18 protein-coding genes and 1 tRNA gene are annotated in these 19625 nt (G+C 60.4%); 8 read left to right on the plus strand and 11 right to left on the minus strand.

Translation table 11 applies throughout. From position 1 onward, the window contains the following. Positions 1–7: 7 nt before the first annotated feature. The gene (locus tag ACPF9B_RS07070; RefSeq protein WP_424180246.1) at positions 8–1228 is read left to right on the plus strand and encodes an MFS transporter; all 1221 of its coding nucleotides are present in this window, start codon (positions 8–10) and stop codon (positions 1226–1228) included. A gap of 70 nt (positions 1229–1298) precedes the next feature. On the opposite strand, the gene ACPF9B_RS07075 is transcribed toward ACPF9B_RS07070, so the two are convergent. The 5 genes from ACPF9B_RS07075 to ACPF9B_RS07095 all read right to left on the minus strand — a co-directional run bounded on the left by ACPF9B_RS07075 (position 1299) and on the right by ACPF9B_RS07095 (position 7333). After that, a complete protein-coding gene (locus ACPF9B_RS07075; RefSeq protein WP_424180248.1) occupies positions 1299–2066 on the minus strand; it encodes a phytoene/squalene synthase family protein in 768 nt (255 codons plus the stop codon). After that, positions 2063–3682 (minus strand): citramalate synthase, encoded by a 1620-nt coding sequence (gene cimA, locus ACPF9B_RS07080; RefSeq protein WP_424180250.1) that lies wholly within the window; start codon positions 3680–3682, stop codon positions 2063–2065. The genes ACPF9B_RS07075 and cimA overlap by 4 nt, the downstream gene beginning before the upstream one ends. Next, complete coding sequence (cysS, locus tag ACPF9B_RS07085) at positions 3682–5115, minus strand: cysteine--tRNA ligase (RefSeq protein ID WP_424180252.1); 1434 nt, start codon at positions 5113–5115, stop codon at positions 3682–3684. Before cysS ends, cimA begins: the two co-directional genes overlap by 1 nt. Before the next feature lie 217 nt (positions 5116–5332). Then, positions 5333–5950 (minus strand): outer membrane protein, encoded by a 618-nt coding sequence (locus tag ACPF9B_RS07090; RefSeq protein ID WP_424180254.1) that lies wholly within the window; start codon positions 5948–5950, stop codon positions 5333–5335. A gap of 273 nt (positions 5951–6223) precedes the next feature. Beyond that, positions 6224–7333: an anhydro-N-acetylmuramic acid kinase gene (locus ACPF9B_RS07095; RefSeq protein WP_424180256.1), complete on the minus strand. Its 1110-nt coding sequence runs from the start codon at positions 7331–7333 to the stop codon at positions 6224–6226. 61 nt (positions 7334–7394) lie between these two features. On the opposite strand from ACPF9B_RS07095, the gene tyrS reads away from it, so the two are divergent. After that, positions 7395–8645, plus strand: a complete 1251-nt coding sequence (gene tyrS, locus ACPF9B_RS07100; protein WP_007204583.1) for a tyrosine--tRNA ligase — start codon at positions 7395–7397, stop codon at positions 8643–8645. A 72-nt stretch (positions 8646–8717) separates the two neighbouring features. Here tyrS and ACPF9B_RS07105 read toward each other — a convergent pair whose 3' ends face one another. After that, complete coding sequence (locus tag ACPF9B_RS07105; protein ID WP_007204582.1) at positions 8718–8867, minus strand: hypothetical protein; 150 nt, start codon at positions 8865–8867, stop codon at positions 8718–8720. 45 nt (positions 8868–8912) lie between these two features. Here ACPF9B_RS07105 and ACPF9B_RS07110 point away from each other — a divergent pair, with 45 nt between their 5' ends. From ACPF9B_RS07110 to ACPF9B_RS07135, 6 genes are all read left to right on the plus strand, one after another. Then, positions 8913–9719, plus strand: coding sequence for a GNAT family N-acetyltransferase (locus tag ACPF9B_RS07110; protein ID WP_424180259.1), 807 nt, complete (start codon positions 8913–8915; stop codon positions 9717–9719). Between the two features lie 70 nt (positions 9720–9789). Continuing rightward, the gene (locus tag ACPF9B_RS07115; protein WP_007204580.1) at positions 9790–10209 is read left to right on the plus strand and encodes a Fur family transcriptional regulator; all 420 of its coding nucleotides are present in this window, start codon (positions 9790–9792) and stop codon (positions 10207–10209) included. 3 nt (positions 10210–10212) lie between these two features. Next, positions 10213–11103 (plus strand): DMT family transporter, encoded by an 891-nt coding sequence (locus ACPF9B_RS07120; protein WP_007204579.1) that lies wholly within the window; start codon positions 10213–10215, stop codon positions 11101–11103. Positions 11104–11144: 41 nt separating this feature from the next. Then, positions 11145–12419 (plus strand): phosphopyruvate hydratase, encoded by a 1275-nt coding sequence (gene eno / locus ACPF9B_RS07125; protein ID WP_007204578.1) that lies wholly within the window; start codon positions 11145–11147, stop codon positions 12417–12419. Between the two features lie 33 nt (positions 12420–12452). Next, positions 12453–13091, plus strand: coding sequence for a DUF7002 family protein (locus ACPF9B_RS07130; protein WP_424180262.1), 639 nt, complete (start codon positions 12453–12455; stop codon positions 13089–13091). 10 nt (positions 13092–13101) lie between these two features. After that, a complete protein-coding gene (locus ACPF9B_RS07135; protein ID WP_007204576.1) occupies positions 13102–13530 on the plus strand; it encodes a cupin domain-containing protein in 429 nt (142 codons plus the stop codon). 93 nt (positions 13531–13623) lie between these two features. Here ACPF9B_RS07135 and ACPF9B_RS07140 read toward each other — a convergent pair whose 3' ends face one another. The 5 genes from ACPF9B_RS07140 to pdxH all read right to left on the minus strand — a co-directional run bounded on the left by ACPF9B_RS07140 (position 13624) and on the right by pdxH (position 19588). Beyond that, a complete protein-coding gene (locus ACPF9B_RS07140) occupies positions 13624–17232 on the minus strand; it encodes a vitamin B12-dependent ribonucleotide reductase (protein WP_424180264.1) in 3609 nt (1202 codons plus the stop codon). Between the two features lie 514 nt (positions 17233–17746). Then, positions 17747–17823 (minus strand) — tRNA-Pro (locus ACPF9B_RS07145). Between the two features lie 43 nt (positions 17824–17866). After that, positions 17867–18343, minus strand: a complete 477-nt coding sequence (locus tag ACPF9B_RS07150) for a DUF192 domain-containing protein (RefSeq protein WP_424180266.1) — start codon at positions 18341–18343, stop codon at positions 17867–17869. Beyond that, entirely contained in the window at positions 18340–18867 is a 528-nt protein-coding gene (locus ACPF9B_RS07155; protein ID WP_007204573.1) for a cold-shock protein, read from the minus strand. Before ACPF9B_RS07155 ends, ACPF9B_RS07150 begins: the two co-directional genes overlap by 4 nt. A 115-nt stretch (positions 18868–18982) precedes the next feature. Then, positions 18983–19588, minus strand: coding sequence for a pyridoxamine 5'-phosphate oxidase (gene pdxH, locus ACPF9B_RS07160; RefSeq protein WP_007204572.1), 606 nt, complete (start codon positions 19586–19588; stop codon positions 18983–18985). Between the last annotated feature and the right edge of the window lie 37 nt (positions 19589–19625).

Genomic DNA, 19625 nt, shown 5'->3' on the forward strand with positions numbered 1-19625 from the left:
TTCGCGCATGGATATGATCGACGATAGCCGCGCGAAACGTAATGTGACAGTTCTGGTACTGGCACAGGCCATTTTGGGCGCGCAATTGCCGATGATGTTCGTGATCGGCGGGCTGGCGGGCGGACAACTGGCCAGCAATCCGTGTTTTGCCACCTTACCGATTTCGATGATCGTGTTCGGCTCGATGACGACCGCGCCATGGATCAGCCCGCTGATGCAGCGCAACGGGCGGCGGTTCGGCTTTATGATCGGTGCCTTCGCGGGCGCGATGGGGGCGGCAGTATCGGCCTACGGGCTTTATACCGGGTCGTTCTTTTTGTTGCTGGTGGGGTCGTACCTGAGCGGCATCTACATGTCCGCGCAAGGGTTTTACCGCTTTGCCGCGACCGATACCGCCTCTGAGGCGTTCCGGCCCAAGGCGATTTCCTTTGTCATGGCGGGTGGGCTGCTCTCGGCCGTGATCGGGCCGCAATTGAACAAGCTGGCGCAGGATGCCTTTGTCGTGCCGTTTCTTGGCTCTTATATGGCGATCATCTTGTTGAACCTTGTCGGCGTTGGCCTGTTCTACTGGCTTGACCTGCCCAAGGGCAGCAGGTCCGAACCCAAGGTGCTGAACCCGATCAAGGGCCGCAGTCGTCGGGAATTGCTGCGCGATCCGCGCATCGTGGTGGCGATCGTCTGCGCGATGGTGTCTTATGCGCTGATGAACCTTGTCATGACCTCGACCCCATTGGCGGTCGTTGGCTGTGGGTTCACCACCAACAACGCCAATGACATCGTGTCGCTGCACGTGATTGCGATGTTTGCGCCGTCCTTTTTCACCGGCCATCTGATCGCCCGCTTTGGCGTGGAAAAGATCATTGCGACGGGGCTGGTGATCCTCGCCATGGCGGGGGGTGTCGCAATCGCGGGGGTGGAACTGGCGAATTTCTTTGTTGCTTTGGCGCTTTTGGGCATGGGCTGGAATTTTGGCTTTATCGGGGCCACGACCATGCTGGCCGGTGCGCACCGCCCCGAAGAACGCGGGCAGGTGCAGGGCCTGAACGATATGCTGGTGTTTGGCATGGTCACTGTCGCGTCGTTGGCGGGCGGCGGGTTGCTGAATTGCGCGGGCGGCACCACGGTCGAGGGCTGGAACGCCGTCAACCTTGCGATGATCCCGTTTCTGGTACTCGCGGGCGCATCGCTGATCTGGCTGTCACGCCAGCGCAGGGTGGTGGCGCCCTAAGCGGTGCAGCTTGCACCCCGGACTGCGTCCGGCAAAAGGCGAGTATTTTTGGAAATAAGAAGTTGCGGTCTCAGACCCACCAGCCGCGCAGGGCGATATGTGCCAGCCGCATGCTTTGGCGTAGCGGTGTCAATTCAAGATTGCCATGCAGCGCGGCGGCGGGGTGTTTGGCCGCTTGGGTCAGGATCGGTTTCGCGACATGGCCAAGCAGCAACGGCGCGCTGGCATGATGTGGCAGATCGCGCCGCGCGGTGCGGGCGGCGTCCAGGCGCGCCAAGGCGCGCTGCGCGAGATCTGCTATTGCGGCTGCACTTTGGTCCGGCAGCGGCTGGCGCTGGCGGTCCAGCAGCACCGGCAGCGCGCGCAACAGGTTCGCAACACCAGTCGCATAGGCGAAATCACTGACGAGAGCCGCGTTTTTGTTCCCCAGCAGCCGTGCTGTGGTGATCATCGGCGCGCCGCTGGTGGCATGGATATAGGCGTCGAAATCGTCCCAATCCGCAAAAGGGTCTGTATAAATGTCCCAGCGCCGCGCAGCGATGGTTGCATCGAGCAGATCCGCCCCTTGTGCATCCAGCACGGCGGCCAAGGCATCAACCACCTCATGTTTGCGCACCCTGCCGCCTGCCTTGATTTCCTCTAGCGCGTCGCGCCACCATTGCAGGCGCATTTCCGCGATCATCGGTTCTTTGGTCAGCCAGGGCGCGCGGATGATTTCAACGTTGAACGCATAGACCGGGAACAGCAGCCGCCGTGCGGCAACAGGTGCTGCCATAATCGCGCGGAACCGTTCGGGATCAGCCTTTTCAACCAGCGCGGCGCAGGCGTCAAAGCTCATGCCTGTGCGCCGTCCCGCACCAGTTTCCAGTTGATCGCGTCGATCAGCGCGTCAAAAGAGGCATCCACGATATTCGCGCTCACCCCCACGGTGGACCAGCGGTTGCCCTGCCCGTCTTCGCTGTCGATGATCACGCGGGTCACGGCCTCTGTGCCGCCGCCAGTGATGCGGACCTTGAAATCGACCAGTTCGATATCATCGATCATCGCCTGATAGGGGCCAAGGTCCTTGGCCAGCGCGCGCGCCAATGCGTTCACCGGGCCGCGGTCGCTGCCGTCGGGGCCAAGGCTTTCGCTGACGTTGAGAAATTTCTGGCCCTGCACCTTGGTCACGACCACGGCCTCGGACAGCGATACCATCTGGTTGCGCTTGTTGCGGCGGCGTTCGACGGTGACGCGGTAGCGTTTGACCTCGAAGAAATTGGGCAAAAGGCCCAGTTCAGCACGCGCGAGCAGTTCGAAACTGGCCTGCGCGGTGTCATAGGCATAACCCTGCGCCTCGCGTTCCTTGATCCGTTCGACGATGCGGGCAAGGGCGGGGTTGTCGGCGGCAACCGTGATACCGGCGTCAGCCAGACGCGCGCGCAGGTTCGACTGGCCCGCCTGATTGGACATCGGCACGATGCGGCTGTTGCCGACCGCAGCAGGGTCGATATGTTCGTAGGTGGTTGGGTCCTTGGCGATGGCGCTGGCGTGCAGCCCCGATTTATGCGCAAAGGCCGAGGCCCCGACATAGGCGGCCTGTTTGGTGGGCACGCGGTTCAGGATGTCATCGAGCAGGCGCGAGGCGCGGCGCAGGCCGCGCAGGGCATCATGGCTGACGCCGATGTCGAACCGGCTGGCATAGGGGTCTTTGAGCAGCAATGTCGGGATCAGCGTCGTCAGATTGGCATTGCCGCAGCGTTCACCCAGCCCGTTCAGCGTGCCTTGGACCTGCCGGACGCCGGCCATGACGGCGGCCAATGACCCCGCCACGGCAGTTTCGGTATCGTTATGGGTATGAATCCCCAGATGATCGCCGGGGATACCGCTGGCGATCACCGCCGTGACGATGCGCGCAATGTCGTCGGGCAAGGTGCCACCGTTGGTGTCGCACAGCACGATCCAGCGCGCGCCAGCGCCAAAGGCGGCGTGGATCACCTCCAGCGCATAGGTCGGATTTGCCTTGTAGCCATCAAAGAAATGTTCGGCATCAAACAGCGCCTCGCGCCCCAATGTGGCCAGATGGGCAAAACTGTCGCGGATGTTTGCGACATTGTCGTCAAGTCCGATGCCAAGCGCCGTGGTGACGTGGAAATCATGGGCCTTGCCGACAAGGCAGACCGCAGCTGTGCCGGCATTCAGCACAGCGGCCAGCACATCGTCGTTGTCCGCCGACCGCCCCTGCCGTTTTGTCATGCCAAAGGCAGTGAAACGGGCGCGGGTCACGGGCGGGCTGGCAAAGAATTCCGTATCGGTCGGGTTTGCCCCCGGCCAGCCACCTTCGATGTAATCCAGCCCAAGCCCGTCCAACACAGAGGCAATCTTGTGTTTTTCCTTGGCTGAAAATTGCACGCCTTGGGTCTGCGCACCGTCACGCAATGTGGTGTCATAAAGATAGAGCCTGTCGCGTGCCATCACAGCCCACCCAGTTTGGAGGCATCGAAATCTGGGCCCGGCGACCATGTCGCCTGCCCGCCCACATCGGTGACCTGCACGCCTGCGCTGGTCAGAATATCGCGCACGTCATCGGCCTGCGCCCAATCCTTGGCGGCACGGGCGGCGGCGCGCGCCGCGAGCAGCGCATCGACACGCGCGGCAACGGCGGGCGTCACATCCGGCCCCGCCTCTGCCCCGTCCAAAAGCGGGATCGCGGCCCAGTCACGCACCAAACCCAGCATGTCCAATCCATGCGCGAAACCCGCCAGTGCCGTAGGCGTCTTGCCTTTGGCCAGCACATGCAGCCGCGCAATGGCACCGGGTGTGTTCAGGTCATTGGCCAGCACGCCCAGAAATTCCGCATCTGCCTGCCATTTGCCATCCGCCTTCAGCGCGCGGATCAGATCAGGACCGAAGCCATGCCCATGCAAGATACCGTACCAGCGGCGCAGCGTCAGGTCAGCCTCGGACCGGCGGGCCTCGGTCCAGTCCATGGTCTTGCCGTAATGCGTGCCGAGCATCACAAGGCGGATCACCTCGCCGGGGATGCCCTGATCCAAAAGATCGCGGATGGTAAAGAAATTGCCCAAAGATTTGGACATTTTCTTGCCCTCGACCTGCAACATTTCGTTGTGAATCCAGTAGCGGGCGAATTCGCCATGCGGATGGGCGCAGGCCGATTGCGCGATCTCGTTTTCATGATGCGGGAATTGCAGGTCATTGCCACCGCCATGGATATCGAAACTATCGCCCAGCAGATCATGCGCCATGGCCGAACATTCGATATGCCAGCCCGGGCGGCCATAGCCCCAGGGGCTGTCCCACCCCGGCACGCCATCACCAGAGGGTTTCCACAGCACGAAATCCATCGGATTGCGTTTATAAGGCGCGATTTCCACCCGCGCACCGGCGATCATATCGTCGATCGACCGCCCCGACAGCGCGCCATATTCAGCATAGCTTTCGACGGCGAACAGCACATGGCCTTCGGCCTCATAGGCGTGGTTCTTGGCGATCAGATCGGTGATCATCGCGATCATCTGCGCGATATATTGCGTCGCGCGGGGTTCGTGGGTCGGGCGCAACGCCCCAAGCGCGTCCAGATCCGCGTGATACCAGCCGATGGTTTCGGCGGTGATATCACCAATAGCGCGGCCGGCAGCGGCGGCGCGCGCGTTGATCTTGTCATCGACATCGGTGAAATTGCGCACATAGGTCACATGCTTGGCGCCATAAATCTGCCGCAGCAGCCGGAACAGCACGTCAAACACCAAAGACGGGCGGGCATTGCCCAGATGCGCGCGGTCATAGACCGTCGGCCCGCACAGATACATCCGCACATTGCGCGCGTCGATGGGGATGAAATCTTCGCGTTTGCGGGATTTGGTGTTGTGCAGCCGGATGGTGGTCATGTTGCCTCGCGCGCGGGGTTATGCTGCGGGCTTAGCTGCTTGCGATCTGGTAGGAAACGACAAAAGCGGCCCGCGACGGATGTCAGCAGGGAATAATGCAGCAGGTGATGGTGCAAATGCTTTTCATGCCATCCGCCTAGCGCCAAACGCGGCCCATGGCAATAAAAAAGGGCCCACGCGTGATGCGCAGGCCCTTGGATCGGATCAAAGCGTCAGATCAGAACTGGTAGGACACGCGGGCCGTTGCCGTTGTGGCGCGCAATGTGTCGGTAAGCGTTGCTGCATCACCTTCGTAGAACTTGTGCTGCAGCACTTCACCACCGAACACGATATTGTCGGCATATTTATATGCAACGCCCAGACCGTAAAAGTCGCCGTCGACTTCCAGATCGGGACCGGATGTGTTGGCCCGCACGACGCCGCCGGTCACATATGGCAGAAACGCGCCTGCATCATAGCCGACACGCGCCTTGACGCGCATGATATCGTCCAGATCAGCGGTGCCTGCCACGTTGTCGATGCTGCTCAGGTCGTAATCGACCTCGCCACCCAGAACGACGCTACCCAGATCATACATATAGCCGCCATGCACACCATAGATCGCACCATCGACATCAGCGGTCGTACCGCTGCCGGTCACATCAGCATAGCCAAGCTGGCCACCGGCGTAAAACCCGGTCCAGTCGGTGCTGGCCATCATGGGGGCGGGCGCGACAGGTGTGGGTGCCACTGTTTCCACTGGCTGCGCCAGGCCGCCCGCGGCGGACATGCCTGCTGCAACTGCGAATGGTGCTGCCAGCATAGCGGTCCGTACGAATTTGAATGTCGTTGTCATTTGTCTTCTCCATTTTGGGTTGTCTTGTGATCGGAATTTGACAACTAAACAGTTCGGTTCAATACCACCTCACGGCGGTGTGAACTCAACCGCTACGTTTACCCCAAAATGCACCCTGCTCGGCCAGTATCCGCCTAATTTTGCGCTATAATCGCAACATCGACACGAAAAAATATCAAGTGACTTGAATGGCTAAGCCCGTTTCGTGGCCCGGGGTGCCTGGCCGATACGACAACGTGCAGGGCCACCATGCTGGTGCGGGTCAGGTCTGGGTCAGGTCTGGGTCCGCCCGCGCGGGACGCTCACACGCCCGCCGCGCGCGGGCCTTGGGACACCGGTCGTACCGGGAGCAGAAATCGGCAAGCCGCGCAGCACGCGCACTGCAAGATAGCCAAACGCCTGCGCTTCGAGCATGTCACCATCCAGCCCCACCGCCTCGACCGGATCGACGGGCAAACCGCAGATTGCAGCAAGCCCCGCCATCAGCGTGGCATTGCGCCGCCCGCCGCCGGTGACCAGCAACCGCGCAGGCGGGCGCGGGCATTGCGCCATTGCCGATGCAACCGACCAGACCACGGCTTGGGTCAGCGTGGCGATGGCATCGGCATCGCCCAGATGCGCTGTGGCCGGACCAAGCGCGCGAAAATGATCGCGGTCCAGCGACTTGGGTGGCGGCAGGGCGAAATAGGGATCAGCGCAAAATGCAGCAAGCGACGCGACATCCGGCACCCCCGCTGCCGCCACCTGCCCGTTGTCGTCATATCCCCGCCCCAGCCGCGCGCGCATCGCGTCGTTGATCGGCGCATTGGCAGGACCGGTATCAAAGGCCAGCAAGGCGCCCGGATCAGCCGGATCGGCGCAGGCCGGATCGACCCATGTCAGGTTGCCAACGCCACCAAGGTTCAAAAACGCCACCGGCGCGCGCGCCCCGATCCATTTGGCCAATGCGAAATGGTAAAACGGCGCCAGTGGCGCGCCCTGCCCGCCTGCCGCAACATCGGCACTGCGAAAATCCCAGACCACCGGATAATTTAGCGCCGCGGCCAGCCTGTCGCCGTCGCCGCATTGATGCGTGCCGCGCCCGCGCGGATCATGCGCCAATGTCTGCCCGTGAAACCCCGCAACCGCGACATCGCGAAACCCCGCCATCACCGCGATATGCGCATCTTCGACGATGCGGGCGGCAGCGGTGACATCCTGATCCGGCCAAAGGCCCAAGGCCGCGCGCAGCACATCCTGTTCCGCAACGCTATAGGCGCGATAGGCGACTGGCCCGAACCCGAAAATACGCACGCCGTCGGTTTCGACCACTGCGGCATCGACCCCGTCAAGCGACGTGCCCGACATGGTGCCAAGCGCGGTGACGGCAATCCCCTCCAACATCTGCTTTCCCTCATCACTTGCGCTGATTATAGAGTGCTGGTGCGAGATTAGGAACATATCCATGACTTACCACCCCAAATCTGATTTCATGTCCGTGATGATGGAGCGCGGCTTTCTGGCTGATTGCACCGATTATCAAGGACTGGACGATGCGCTCAGCCGTGGGGTGGTGACGACCTATATTGGCTATGACGCGACAGCGAAATCGCTGCATGTCGGGCATTTGCTGAACATCATGATGCTGCGCTGGCTGCAAAAGACCGGCCATCAGCCGATCACCTTGATGGGTGGCGGCACGACCAAGGTCGGTGACCCCAGCTTTCGCGCCGATGAACGCCCCTTGCTGACAGCTGACCAGATCGACGCGAATATCGCAGGCATGCAGCAGGTGTTCGCCAAATACCTGACCTATGGTGACGGACCAACCGATGCCTTGATGCTGAACAATGCCGAATGGCTGGATCAGTTGAATTACCTCGATTTTTTGCGCGACATCGGGCGGCATTTCAGCGTCAACCGGATGCTGGCATTCGAAAGCGTGAAATCGCGGCTGGACCGTGAACAATCTTTGTCCTTCCTCGAATTCAACTACATGATCCTGCAGGCCTATGATTTTCTGGAACTCAACCGGCGCTATGGCTGCCTGTTGCAGATGGGCGGGTCGGATCAATGGGGCAATATCATCAACGGCATCGACCTGACACGCCGGGTGCTGGACCATGAAATCTATGGCCTGACCTCGCCCTTGCTGACCACATCCGACGGGCGCAAGATGGGCAAATCTGCGGGGGGCGCTGTCTGGCTGAACGCCGACATGCTGTCGCCTTACGAATTCTGGCAATTCTGGCGCAATACGACCGATGCCGATACGGGGCGGTTCCTGAAGCTTTACACCGAATTGCCGCTGGACGAATGCAATCGTCTGGGGGCCTTGCAAGGCTCCGATATCAACGCCGCCAAGATCATCCTTGCCAATGAAGTCACCGCCCTGCTGCACGGCGCCGAGGCTGCGACGACGGCAGAGGCCACCGCGCGCGAAGTCTTTGAAAAAGGCGGTGTTGGTGACGACCTGCCCACGCTGACGCTGGGGGCCGCAGAACTGGGCGACGGCATGTCGATTGCGCAGATCATCGTGCGCGCGGGCCTTGCCGCCACCGGCAAAGAAGCCAAGCGCCTGATCGCAGAAAACGGCGCGCGGCTGAATGACGAACCGCTGACGGACGCGGGGCTGATGGTCGATGCCACGATGCTGGCACAGCCGATCAAACTGAGCGCCGGCAAGAAACGCCACGCGCTGGTGCAGCTGGGATAGCACCTTTGCGCCAGAGGCAACCGTGGCGGCAACCGTGGCGGTAACCGTGGAGGCCAAGGCCATGCGCGGTTCCTAAAGCACCAGCAGGCTGATCAGCTGGATCGTGATCCCGACGGGCAAGCTGACAGCCCCCGCGACCAGTGCCGCCCCCAGCACAGTGGGCCGCACAGGCGGGGCTGTGACGCCATGCACGGCGCGGGTTTTACGATTCTCGTTTGTCATGCGCCCATTAACGCAGCCTTAGGTATCTGATGTCTTAACCAAGTCATGAAAAGCCGCCCCTATCCGCTGCAACAGCATCCGCGTTTTGCCGCCGCCCTGTCCGCCTTGGGGGTGGTGACGCGCAGCATGGCCCTGCCGCAGGGGGGCAGCTTGCAGATTGTACAGCGCTGGGGCATTCGTTTCGCCTCGCGCGGGCCGGTGTTCGACCTTGATACGTCGCCGCAACAGCGTATCGCCGCCTTGCGGCAGGCGCGGCTGCACCTGCTCAACGCCGAAATGCCAGATCCCGCGTTGCGACAGGCGGGGTTCCGGCAGACGCATAGCGCGGCCTCGGTGGCCGAAATGCCGCTGGACGGGGATATTCTGGCGCGGCTTCATCCCAAATGGCGCGCGACATGGCGCAAGGCGGGCGATCTGACGCTGACAACAGCGCCGTTTTGCGCGCGCGCGCATAGCTGGCTGCTACAGGCCGAACATACGCAACAACGCCGCGCGCGCTACCGCGCTCTGCCCCATGCGCTGATCGCGGCCTTTGCCGCGACGGGGCGCGATGCTGCTGTGGTCTATACGGCAGCACAGGCTGGCGCACCTATCGCGGCAATGCTGTTCTTGCGGCACGCACCGGTCATCACCTATCACCTTGGCTGGACATCCGATGCAGGGCGGCAGTGCGGCGCGCATCACAAGATCCTGATCGCCGCCGCCTGCGACCATGCCACAAAAGGCTATTGCAGGCTTGATCTGGGGCTCGTCGATACACACAACAGCCCCGGCCTTGCACGGTTCAAGATCGGCACGGGGGCCGTGATCCGCCAGTTGGGTGGTACATGGATCAAGGTGCCATGGCTGTGATGGGCAATCACGTCTGGCCAGCGCATGGATCGGCCGTTAAGACGGGAACAGACGAATATCCGGACTGCGCATGACAGATACCATCCTTTCCCGCTGCGAGGCACAAGGCCTGCGCCTGACCGACCAACGCCGGGTCATCGCGGGCGTGCTGGAATCTGCCGATGACCATCCCGATGTCGAAGAATTGTACAACCGCGCCGTGGCTGTCGACCCGCGCATTTCGCTGGCGACAGTGTACAGGACCGTCAAATTGTTCGAGGAATCGGGCATTCTTGAAAAACACGAATTCGGCGACGGCCGCGCAAGATACGAGGCCGCAGACCGCGACCACCACGACCATCTGATCGACATGCACACCGGCGAAGTGATCGAATTTGTCGATCCCGAGATCGAGGCGCTGCAAGAACGCATCGCTGCCAAGCTAGGGTACCGGTTGATGGGGCATCGGCTGGAACTCTACGGGCTGCCTGTGAAGAAAAAGGACCACTGAGCTTTGGAAAACCTGCGCGGTGCAGCCTTCATGGTGCTGGCGATGTTCTGTTTCGCGCTGCTTGACACAACGATAAAGGTATTGTCGCAATCCATGTCCGTGGGCCAAGCGCTGGCGCTGATCAGCATCGGTATTCTGGCGCTGCTTCTGGGCTGGTCTTTGGTGCAACGCATCCCTTTGTGGCAGACGGATTACCGCAACCCCCGCGTGATCCTGCGCAGCCTGTGCGAAGTGGTCGGGACCTGCCTGATTTCGCTGGCATTGTCGCTGGTGCCACTGACCACAGTATCGGCGGTCATTCAGGCGACACCTTTGGTGGTGGCGATGGGTGCGGGGCTGTTTTTGGGGCAAAGCATCGGCTGGCGGCGCTGGATCGCGATCATTGTGGGCTTTGGCGGGGTGCTGCTGATCATCCGCCCCGGATTGGACGGGTTCAACCCCGCCACGCTGCTGGCTGTTGCAGGCATGCTGGCGCTGGCGTCGCGTGATCTGCTGACACGCGCGCTGCATGTCACGCTGTCGGGGGTACAATTGGGCATCCATGCCTTTGCCTTCGTGCTGCCCGCCTCGCTTGTGCTGATGATCGCGCCGGGCGAACCGCTGGTCCAGCCGGATGCAGGCACCTGGGCGCTGGTGCTGGCAGGGGTTTTTATCGGGGTGATGTCCTATCTGTCGATTATCGCCGCCACCCGCTTTGGCAATGCCGGCGTGATTTCATCCTTTCGTTACAGCCGTATGATCTTTGCACTGGCAATCGGATTTGTCGTGCTTGGCGAAAGACCCGATGCCGCAACGCTGGCCGGGGCGGCCATCATCATCACCTCCGGCATCTTCACGCTCTGGCGCGAGGCCCGGATGCGCCGCGCTTCCCTTGTGGCAGAAGCCACGATATAGACACACTGATACCGCTAACATCGCTTCCAAAGGAGCCTTTCATGACCACGATCATCGACATCCACGCCCGCGAAATCCTCGACAGCCGGGGCAACCCCACGGTCGAAGTCGATGTGATCCTGGAAGACGGCACCATGGGCCGCGCCGCCGTGCCATCGGGGGCATCCACCGGCGCGCATGAGGCGGTCGAACGCCGCGACGGTGACAAATCGCGCTATCTGGGCAAAGGCGTGCTGGAAGCGGTCGCTGCCGTGAACGGCGAAATCGCCGAAGCGATCCTTGGGTTTGACGCCACCGAACAGGTTGGCATCGACATGTCGATGATCGAACTGGACGGCACGCCGAACAAATCGCGCCTTGGGGCCAATGCCATCCTCGGCGTGTCGATGGCCGTGGCGAAAGCGGCTGCCGATTTCACCAGCCAGCCGCTTTATCGCTATATCGGCGGCACCTCTGCCCGCATGTTGCCCGTGCCGATGATGAACATCATCAACGGCGGCGAACATGCCGACAACCCGATTGATATCCAAGAATTCATGATCATGCCCGTCGCCGCCAGCAATATCCGCGAGGCTGTGCGCATGGGGTCCGAAGTGTTCCACACGCTGAAAAAGGAACTGTCAGCCGCAGGTTTCAGCACCAGCATCGGCGATGAGGGCGGTTTCGCCCCCGCCATAGGATCAACCCGCGAGGCGCTGGATTTCATCATGAAAGCCATTGAAAAAGCAGGCTATGCGCCCGGTGCCGATATCTATCTGGCGCTCGATTGCGCCGCGACAGAATATTACAAGGGCGGCAAATATGAAATGGCGGGCGAAGGGGCCTCGTTGTCCAGCGAACAGAATGCCACCTATCTGGCAAAACTCGCCGCGGATTACCCGATCATCAGCATCGAAGACGGCATGGCCGAAGATGATTGGGATGGCTGGAAACTGCTGACCGACATGATCGGTGACAAGGTCCAACTGGTCGGTGATGATCTGTTCGTCACCAACCCTGCCCGTCTGGCCGAAGGCATCAAACGTGGCTGCGCCAATTCCATGCTGGTCAAGGTCAACCAGATCGGCACCCTGACCGAGACGCTGCAAGCCGTCGATATGGCGCATCGCGCGCGCTATACCAATGTGATGTCGCATCGATCAGGCGAGACCGAGGATGTCACCATTGCCGACCTCGCCGTTGCGACCAATTGCGGCCAGATCAAGACCGGGTCGCTGTCACGCTCTGACCGTCTGGCGAAATACAACCAGCTGATCCGGATCGAAGAAGCCTTGGGCGAAACAGCCACCTATGCCGGTCGCAGCATCCTGCGGTAAGGTGGGTTTGATCCCACCCTACACGATCACGCCATGACGGCCCGCGCCGCATTTCTGCGGGCCGTGGGGCCACAGCTTTTGCATTGCACCGCGCGCAGCAACCTGGCGGGCATCCATCTGAACGGGTTGATGCCGCCTGCCCTGCTGGCGCAAAAGGCGCGGCGCGATCCTGCCACGCTGGCGCTGCGCCGCGACCGCGTTTTGCTGACGCTGCCCGACAGCACCAGCGCGCGGCTGAACCATCAGCTGCCGATTTTGCAGGGGTTGGCTGCCGCCAACAGCATCATCGACGGCCATGACGCGACCAGCTGGGCACGCCAGCTGGATGGGCGCGTGTTCTTTTGGCCCGCCCACAAGGGGCGCGCCTTTGTCGACAGTATCAGGCGTGACAACGAGATTGCGCTGATCTGGTTTGACAGTGACGCTCTTTTCGACGCGCTTGGCCCCGCATTATGGCTGTCGCCGATCAACAGCGGTAATTTCCGCCAAGGCGGCGCGCGGGCGCGGCGTGGCGACTGGCTTTATTGCCGCGCCACCGATGGGATCACCGCATTCCGCCGAAACCGGCGCGACCGTGGCCTGGTTACCGGCACCGACAGGGTCAGCGAAATATCCTTGACCAGCGCCATCTCGGCCCGCTTGTTTTACGATCTTGCCCCCGACATCCAGTAAAGGCCCGCCCATGACCGCCGACGACATCATCGCCCATCTGCAATTGGCCCCGCATCCCGAAGGCGGCTTTTACCGCCAGACATGGGTGGCGCAAAACGCGGGCCGTCCGGTCGGCACCTGCATTTATTTCCTGCTGAAGGCCGGCGCCGGCAGCCATTGGCACCGTGTCGATGCTGTTGAAATTTGGCATTATTACGCCGGTGCGCCGCTGGTGCTGTCGTTGTCGCCCGATGATGCAGGCCCTGCGGTGGATCATGTGCTGGGGCCTGATTTGATTGCGGGGCAGCTGCCGCAGATCATCGTGCCGGACCAGCATTGGCAGGCGGCGCGCAGCACGGGTGACTGGACGCTGGTCGGCTGCACCGTATCGCCGGGGTTTGATTTTGCCGGTTTCACGCTGGCGGACCCGGGGTTTGATATTCCACGCGGTCGCGCCTGAGTATTTTTGGAAAAGAGAAGTTGAAAGACCACAGCGTAACGCCGCCCCCAAAGGATAATCTTGAGGGGCGGCGGGTTTTTTTACGAAACGGGCTTAGCTACAGCCGCTGGTTCCGCCGCAGGTGTTGCATTTCATGCAGGTGCCGTTGCGCACCAGCGTGTAATTGCCACATTCGCCGCAAGCTTCGCCTTCATAGCCCTGCATCTTGGCCTTGTCGCGGGCCGATAGGGTGGCCGTTTCCGCCACCACGGCTGTCATTGTCGCCGTGCCGCTGACCAGCGCCGCAGAGCTGACGCCGGTTTGCAGCGCCATCAGGTCCTGTGGCATCCGTTTGCGCAGATAACCAGTCGAGGAAATCTGTTTGAGAACCTCGAGCGAGCGCGAGGCGGCGTTTTCACTGGGCGTGCGGACGTTGGCAACGCCTTCGGCTTCACCACGGCCGATATCATCGAACGACGCGCCTTCGGGTTTGACATGCGCGAGGTCCGTCCGGTCGAGATAGGACACCGCCAATTCGCGGAAGATGTAATCCAGGATCGAGGTCGCATTCTTGATGCTGTCGTTGCCCTGTACCATGCCTGCGGGTTCGAACTTGGTGAAAGTGAAGGCATCGACGAATTCTTCGAGCGGCACACCATATTGCAGGCCGACGGACACGGCGATGGCGAAATTGTTCATCATCGCGCGGAAACCGGCCCCTTCCTTGTGCATATCGATAAAGATTTCGCCCAACTTGCCGCCTTCGTATTCGCCGGTGCGCAGATAGACCTTGTGGCCGCCGACGATGGCCTTTTGGGTATAGCCTTTGCGCCGCTGCGGCATCTTTTCGCGTTCGCGGTTGCGGATTTCGCGGACGATGATCTTTTCCACGATCTTTTCGGCCAGAACGGCGGCCTTTTCATGGTGGTTGCCGCTTTCCAGCACTTCGCGCGCGTCGTCATCATCCTCGACCAGCGCTGATGCCAATGGCTGCGACAGTTTCGATCCGTCACGGTAGAGCGCATTGGCTTTCACGCCGAGCGACCACGACAGCTCATAGGCTTTCTGGCAATCCTCGATCGTCGCGTCATTGGGCATGTTGATCGTCTTGGAAATCGCGCCCGAGATGAACGACTGCGCCGCCGCCATCATATAGATATGGCTGTCAACGCTCAGATAACGCTTGCCTTTCTTGCCGCAGGGGTTGGCACAATCGAAGACCGAATAATGGTCTTCGCGCAGGAACGGCGCGCCTTCCAGCGTCATGGTTCCGCAGACGTGATCATTGGCCGCCTCGATATCCTGCTTGGTATAGCCAAGATGGCGCAGCAGATCGAAGGTTGGATCGTTCAGCTTTGCCTCTGGGATGCCCAGCGTTTTGGTGCAGAAATCCGCCCCCAGCGTCCATTGGTTGAACACAAAGCGGATATCAAAGGCCGAGCGCAACGCACCTTCGACCTTGTCGAGTTCCGCCTGACCAAAACCATGCCCGATCAGCGACGTGTGGTTGATCGCAGGCGCCTGCCCCATTGAGCCGTGACCGACTGCATAGGCGATGATTTCCTCGATCTGGGCCGAACCGTAGCCGAGCTTTTCGAGTGCTGCCGGCACCGATTGGTTGATGATCTTGAAATACCCGCCACCGGCCAGTTTCTTGAACTTGACCAATGCGAAATCAGGCTCGATCCCGGTTGTGTCGCAATCCATCACCAGACCGATCGTGCCGGTCGGCGCGATGACCGAGACTTGCGCGTTGCGATAGCCATGCGCCTCGCCCAGGCGCAGCGCCTCGTCCCAGCTTTCCACGGCCAGTTTGACCAGACGGTCGTCAGGGCAATTGGCATGATCCAGTGGTACGGGTTTCACATCCAGTGCTTCATAGCCATCCGTCTTGCCATAGGCCGCGTTGCGGTGGTTGCGGATGACGCGCAGCATGTGTTTTGCGTTCTTGGCATAGCCAGGGAATGCGCCCAATTCGCCTGCCATTTCCGCAGATGTCGCATAGGATACGCCGGTCATGATCGCGGTCAGCGCAGCACCCATGGCGCGGCCTTCGGCGCTGTCATAACCAAAGCCCATATTCATCAGCAAACCGCCGATATTGGCATAGCCCAGACCCAGCGTGCGGAAATCATAGGACCGCTGAGCAATTTCCTTGGACGGGAATTGCGCCATCATCACAGAGATTTCCAGCGTCACGGTCCACAGACGGGTGGCGTGCATGTAATCTTCGACCTGAAACTGCCCGTCCTTGTAAAACGTCAGCAGGTTCATCGAGGCAAGGTTACAGGCCGTATCATCAAGGAACATGTATTCCGAACAGGGGTTCGATCCGCGGATCGCGCCATCTTCGGGGCAGGTATGCCATGCGTTGACGGTGTCGTGGTACTGGATGCCCGGATCGGCACAGGCCCAAGCGGCATGACCCACCTGTTCCCACAGATCGCGCGCCTTGATGATTTTCGCGACTTCACCGTTCTTGCGGTTGATCAGCTTCCACATCTCGTCGTTTTCAACAGCTTTGAGGAAGGCGTCGGTCACGCGAATCGAGTTGTTGGAATTCTGGCCAGACACGGATGAATAGGCTTCGGAATCCCAATCGGTGTCATAGGTCGGAAATTCGATGCTGGTGTGGCCCTGCTTGGCGTAATCCAGCACGCGCTTGATATAGGTCTCTGGGATCGCCGAGCGTTTTGCGTCTTTCACAGCGGCGGCCAGTGTTTCGTTGGTCTTGGGGTCATAGGCGGCAATTTCTTCGCCGTCCCATGATTTGATCGCCGCGAAAATCGCGTTCAGATAGCGTTCGTGCATCTTGGAACCAGCGACGATGGATGCCACCTTTTGTTCTTCGATCACCTTCCAGTTGATGAATTCCTCGATATCGGGGTGGTCGGCATCGACGATGACCATCTTGGCCGCACGGCGTGTTGTGCCGCCCGATTTGATCGCACCGGCAGCGCGGTCACCGATTTTCAAGAAACCCATCAGGCCGGATGATTTACCACCGCCGGACAGTTTTTCGCCCTCGCCCCGCAGGGAAGAGAAGTTGGTGCCAGTGCCAGAGCCATATTTGAACAGGCGGGCTTCGCGCACCCACAGGTCCATGATTCCGCCTTCGTTGACCAGATCGTCAGCGACGGATTGGATGAAACAGGCATGCGGCTGCGGATGTTCATAGCTGGATGTCGATTTGGTCAGCTCGCCGGTCTGGTAATCGACATAATAATGCCCCTGTGCGGGACCATCGATGCCGTAGGCCCAATGCAGACCGGTATTGAACCACTGCGGGCTGTTGGGGGCCGCGCGCTGGCTGGCCAGCATGTGGCGCATTTCGTCGAAATAGGCACGCGCATCTTGTTCGGTCGTGAAATAGCCGCCTTTCCAGCCCCAATAGGTCCAGGCGCCCGCCAAACGGTCGAACACCTGCTTGGCGCTGATTTCACCGCCAAATGTCGCGTTTTTGGCTGGAACGGATTTCCACAGAAATTCTGGCACGCCCTTTTCTTTGACCTTTGTGGTCGCAGACGGCACGCCGGCCTTGCGGAAATACTTCTGCGCGATCACGTCGGATGCGACCTGGCTCCAGCTTGCGGGAATTTCGCAATCATCGAGCTTGAATACGATGGTGCCATCCGGATTGCGGATCTCAGAGGTCGTGGTCTTGAACGCAAGCGCTGCATAAGCATCCGCGCCTTCGGTCGTGAAATTCCGTTCGATTTTCATGTCTCTGCCCCTTTTGGATGGCCGTCGTTGCAGCCCGTATTTGTTAAGCACCATTTGCACAGCGCCGCCTGAAAGGGCGATTTCACCAAGCAAACCGGCGCAGCCCGTACGATGCACGGTCTGTTTGGAAACACATTCCAGTCTGGTACTTAGTTAATTGGTCGTCCCCACGCCGACGCGACATATGGTGGTGTCTGGGCGGCTTGATTAAAGTGGCGCATCTATACCTAGTGGGTCAACGTTTTTTTAACACCAAATGCAGATTTTTTCGATTGACGCGCAGCGACGGGGGTGCGTCGAAAACAGGCGGATGATTCACCCACCAAACGACCCACAGCCCCCCGACACGAAGCGCTGCAAAGAAAGTCTTTGTCTCTTTTGACTTAGCGGTGAATTCTGTCCTGTGGCATGAATTATCCACAGACCGGCACCAGTCTTGGGCGGCCAGCAGCGCATGCAACGCCAAAGCAACAGCCCGAGGGCAATTGCTACGATTTCACAAAACTTGGATTTATGGTCGGGGCGGAGAGATTCGAACTCCCGACCCTCTGTTCCCAAAACAGATGCGCTACCAGGCTGCGCTACGCCCCGAACCGAGGCTGTCTTTAGCCCCCCTCAACCGATTTGAAAAGCCCTAACTGTCGGTCTTTTCGCGACAAGCTAAAATTGCGTCAGCCCCGAAAGCAGGGTGCTGCATGATATCGCCAGCAGCAATTCCCAACCGCGCGGCCAGCCCGCCATTGATCTCGAGCACCATCTGCACCCCGTCGCCGCCGGGAATCGGGGTCAGGTCGCCCGGCACCGCGTTTTCATGCACCCGCAGGATTTCGCCCTGCGGGCTGGCAAAGATCATATCCAGCGGAATCAGGGTGTTTTTCATCCAGAAACTGACCGCCTGGGGGCGTTCATAGACAAATAGCATCCCCGCCATGCGTGGCATGGTTTCGACATGCATCAACCCTTGCGCGCGGGTCGCGGGGGTATCGGCGATTTCGACGGTAAATGTCGCCTGCCCCCAATTGCCCCGAATCGTCACGCGGTCCTCGGCGCAGGCAGCGGCGGCCAGCGGAGCCGCCATCCCCAGAACCAGCGCAAGAATCAGAGACTTCATTTTGCCGCAGCTTCCCAACCGACAATGTCGATCGCCATGCGCCCGCGTTCGCCATCGACCAGACGCAGGCCAATCGCCTCGCCTGATTGCAGGTCGGACAGACCGGACCGGCGCAAGACCTCGATATGGATGAACACATCGTCCGAACTGCCGAACACATTGGCGAAACCGAATCCCTTGGCCTTGTCGAACCATTTGACGCGGGCAGGCTCGATCGGCCGTTTGGCGATGTCCTCTGGCGTGAAATCCGACATATCGCGCAACGGTAATGCCGCATCCGCATGTGGCGGCGTGATCGAGATCACCTCGACCGCCTGCAGGCCGCGCTGGGTGTCTTGCACCATCAGGTCGATGCGCGATCCATCAACGACCGACCCCTGCCCGAAATTGCGCAGCACATTGGCATGCAGCAAGATGTCTGGACCGCCCAGCTCTGCAATAACAAATCCGAAACCCTTTGTCGGATCAAACCACTTTACCTGACCTTGCACCCGCCGAAGGTAGGCGGTCTCTAGCGTTTCCATCTTCTCTTCCTTTTGACGCGGCACTCGTCCCGCACTACGCCCGTATACTTTTCGTTCCACCGCATATCACATGGCCAAGGCCGGGCTGATATGGGCCGATCTGATCGCCAGGCCCTTAGGGGCTTAGGCGGGTGATCTTCCAATTGTCGTCTTTTGTCTCTCGCGACCACCGAAACCGGTCATGTAGACGAAAAGCGCCATCTGCCCAGAACTCTATTTCAAGCGGCGTGATCCGGAAGCCACCCCAATATGGCGGCCGCGCCGGATTTGGTCCCAGTTGCAGGGTCTTTCTTGCGACCTCTGCCATCAATGCGCCACGCGTTTCAAGCGGCTGCGATTGCCGTGATGCCCAAGCGCCGATCCGGCTTGGCAGCGATCTGGTTGCATAATAGGCATCCGCGACCGGCCCGTCTTCGCGCGTCACCAGCCCGCGGACGCGGACCTGCCGCGCCAACGATTTCCAGTGCATGACAAATGCCGCCTTGCCCGACGCATCAATCTCGACAGCCTTGCGACCTTCGTAATTAGTGTAAAAAACAAAGGCCTCCGGTTCAATCTCTTTCAACAGAACCATGCGGACATTCGGCAGACCCGCGGCGTCGACAGTGGCCAGGGCGATTGCATTCGGATCCGATGGCTCCGTTTGCGCAGCCGACGCCAGCCATTGCTGCGCAATAACAAAAGGGTCTTCACCCGCAAAAATACCAGCACGATCAGACATTGCCGATCTCCCCCATGCCCCAAGCGATAGGCTTAGG

Origin of the sequence: Yoonia sp. TsM2_T14_4, assembly GCF_049602355.1 — a bacterium.
Taxonomy (GTDB): Bacteria; Pseudomonadota; Alphaproteobacteria; order Rhodobacterales; family Rhodobacteraceae; genus Yoonia; species Yoonia vestfoldensis_A.

Bases quoted from the DNA above. Each gene is read 5' to 3' on its own strand.
- ACPF9B_RS07070 (WP_424180246.1), top strand. From the start codon at position 8: ATGGATATGATCGACGATAGCCGCGCGAAACGTAATGTGACAGTTCTG.
- ACPF9B_RS07075 (WP_424180248.1), bottom strand. From the start codon at position 2,066: ATGAGCTTTGACGCCTGCGCCGCGCTGGTTGAAAAGGCTGATCCCGAA.
- cimA (WP_424180250.1), bottom strand. From the start codon at position 3,682: ATGGCACGCGACAGGCTCTATCTTTATGACACCACATTGCGTGACGGT.
- cysS (WP_424180252.1), bottom strand. From the start codon at position 5,115: ATGACCACCATCCGGCTGCACAACACCAAATCCCGCAAACGCGAAGAT.
- ACPF9B_RS07090 (WP_424180254.1), bottom strand. From the start codon at position 5,950: ATGACAACGACATTCAAATTCGTACGGACCGCTATGCTGGCAGCACCA.
- ACPF9B_RS07095 (WP_424180256.1), bottom strand. From the start codon at position 7,333: ATGTTGGAGGGGATTGCCGTCACCGCGCTTGGCACCATGTCGGGCACG.
- tyrS (WP_007204583.1), top strand. From the start codon at position 7,395: ATGACTTACCACCCCAAATCTGATTTCATGTCCGTGATGATGGAGCGC.
- ACPF9B_RS07105 (WP_007204582.1), bottom strand. From the start codon at position 8,867: ATGACAAACGAGAATCGTAAAACCCGCGCCGTGCATGGCGTCACAGCC.
- ACPF9B_RS07110 (WP_424180259.1), top strand. From the start codon at position 8,913: ATGAAAAGCCGCCCCTATCCGCTGCAACAGCATCCGCGTTTTGCCGCC.
- ACPF9B_RS07115 (WP_007204580.1), top strand. From the start codon at position 9,790: ATGACAGATACCATCCTTTCCCGCTGCGAGGCACAAGGCCTGCGCCTG.
- eno (WP_007204578.1), top strand. From the start codon at position 11,145: ATGACCACGATCATCGACATCCACGCCCGCGAAATCCTCGACAGCCGG.
- ACPF9B_RS07130 (WP_424180262.1), top strand. From the start codon at position 12,453: ATGACGGCCCGCGCCGCATTTCTGCGGGCCGTGGGGCCACAGCTTTTG.
- ACPF9B_RS07135 (WP_007204576.1), top strand. From the start codon at position 13,102: ATGACCGCCGACGACATCATCGCCCATCTGCAATTGGCCCCGCATCCC.
- ACPF9B_RS07140 (WP_424180264.1), bottom strand. From the start codon at position 17,232: ATGAAAATCGAACGGAATTTCACGACCGAAGGCGCGGATGCTTATGCA.
- ACPF9B_RS07150 (WP_424180266.1), bottom strand. From the start codon at position 18,343: ATGAAGTCTCTGATTCTTGCGCTGGTTCTGGGGATGGCGGCTCCGCTG.
- ACPF9B_RS07155 (WP_007204573.1), bottom strand. From the start codon at position 18,867: ATGGAAACGCTAGAGACCGCCTACCTTCGGCGGGTGCAAGGTCAGGTA.
- pdxH (WP_007204572.1), bottom strand. From the start codon at position 19,588: ATGTCTGATCGTGCTGGTATTTTTGCGGGTGAAGACCCTTTTGTTATT.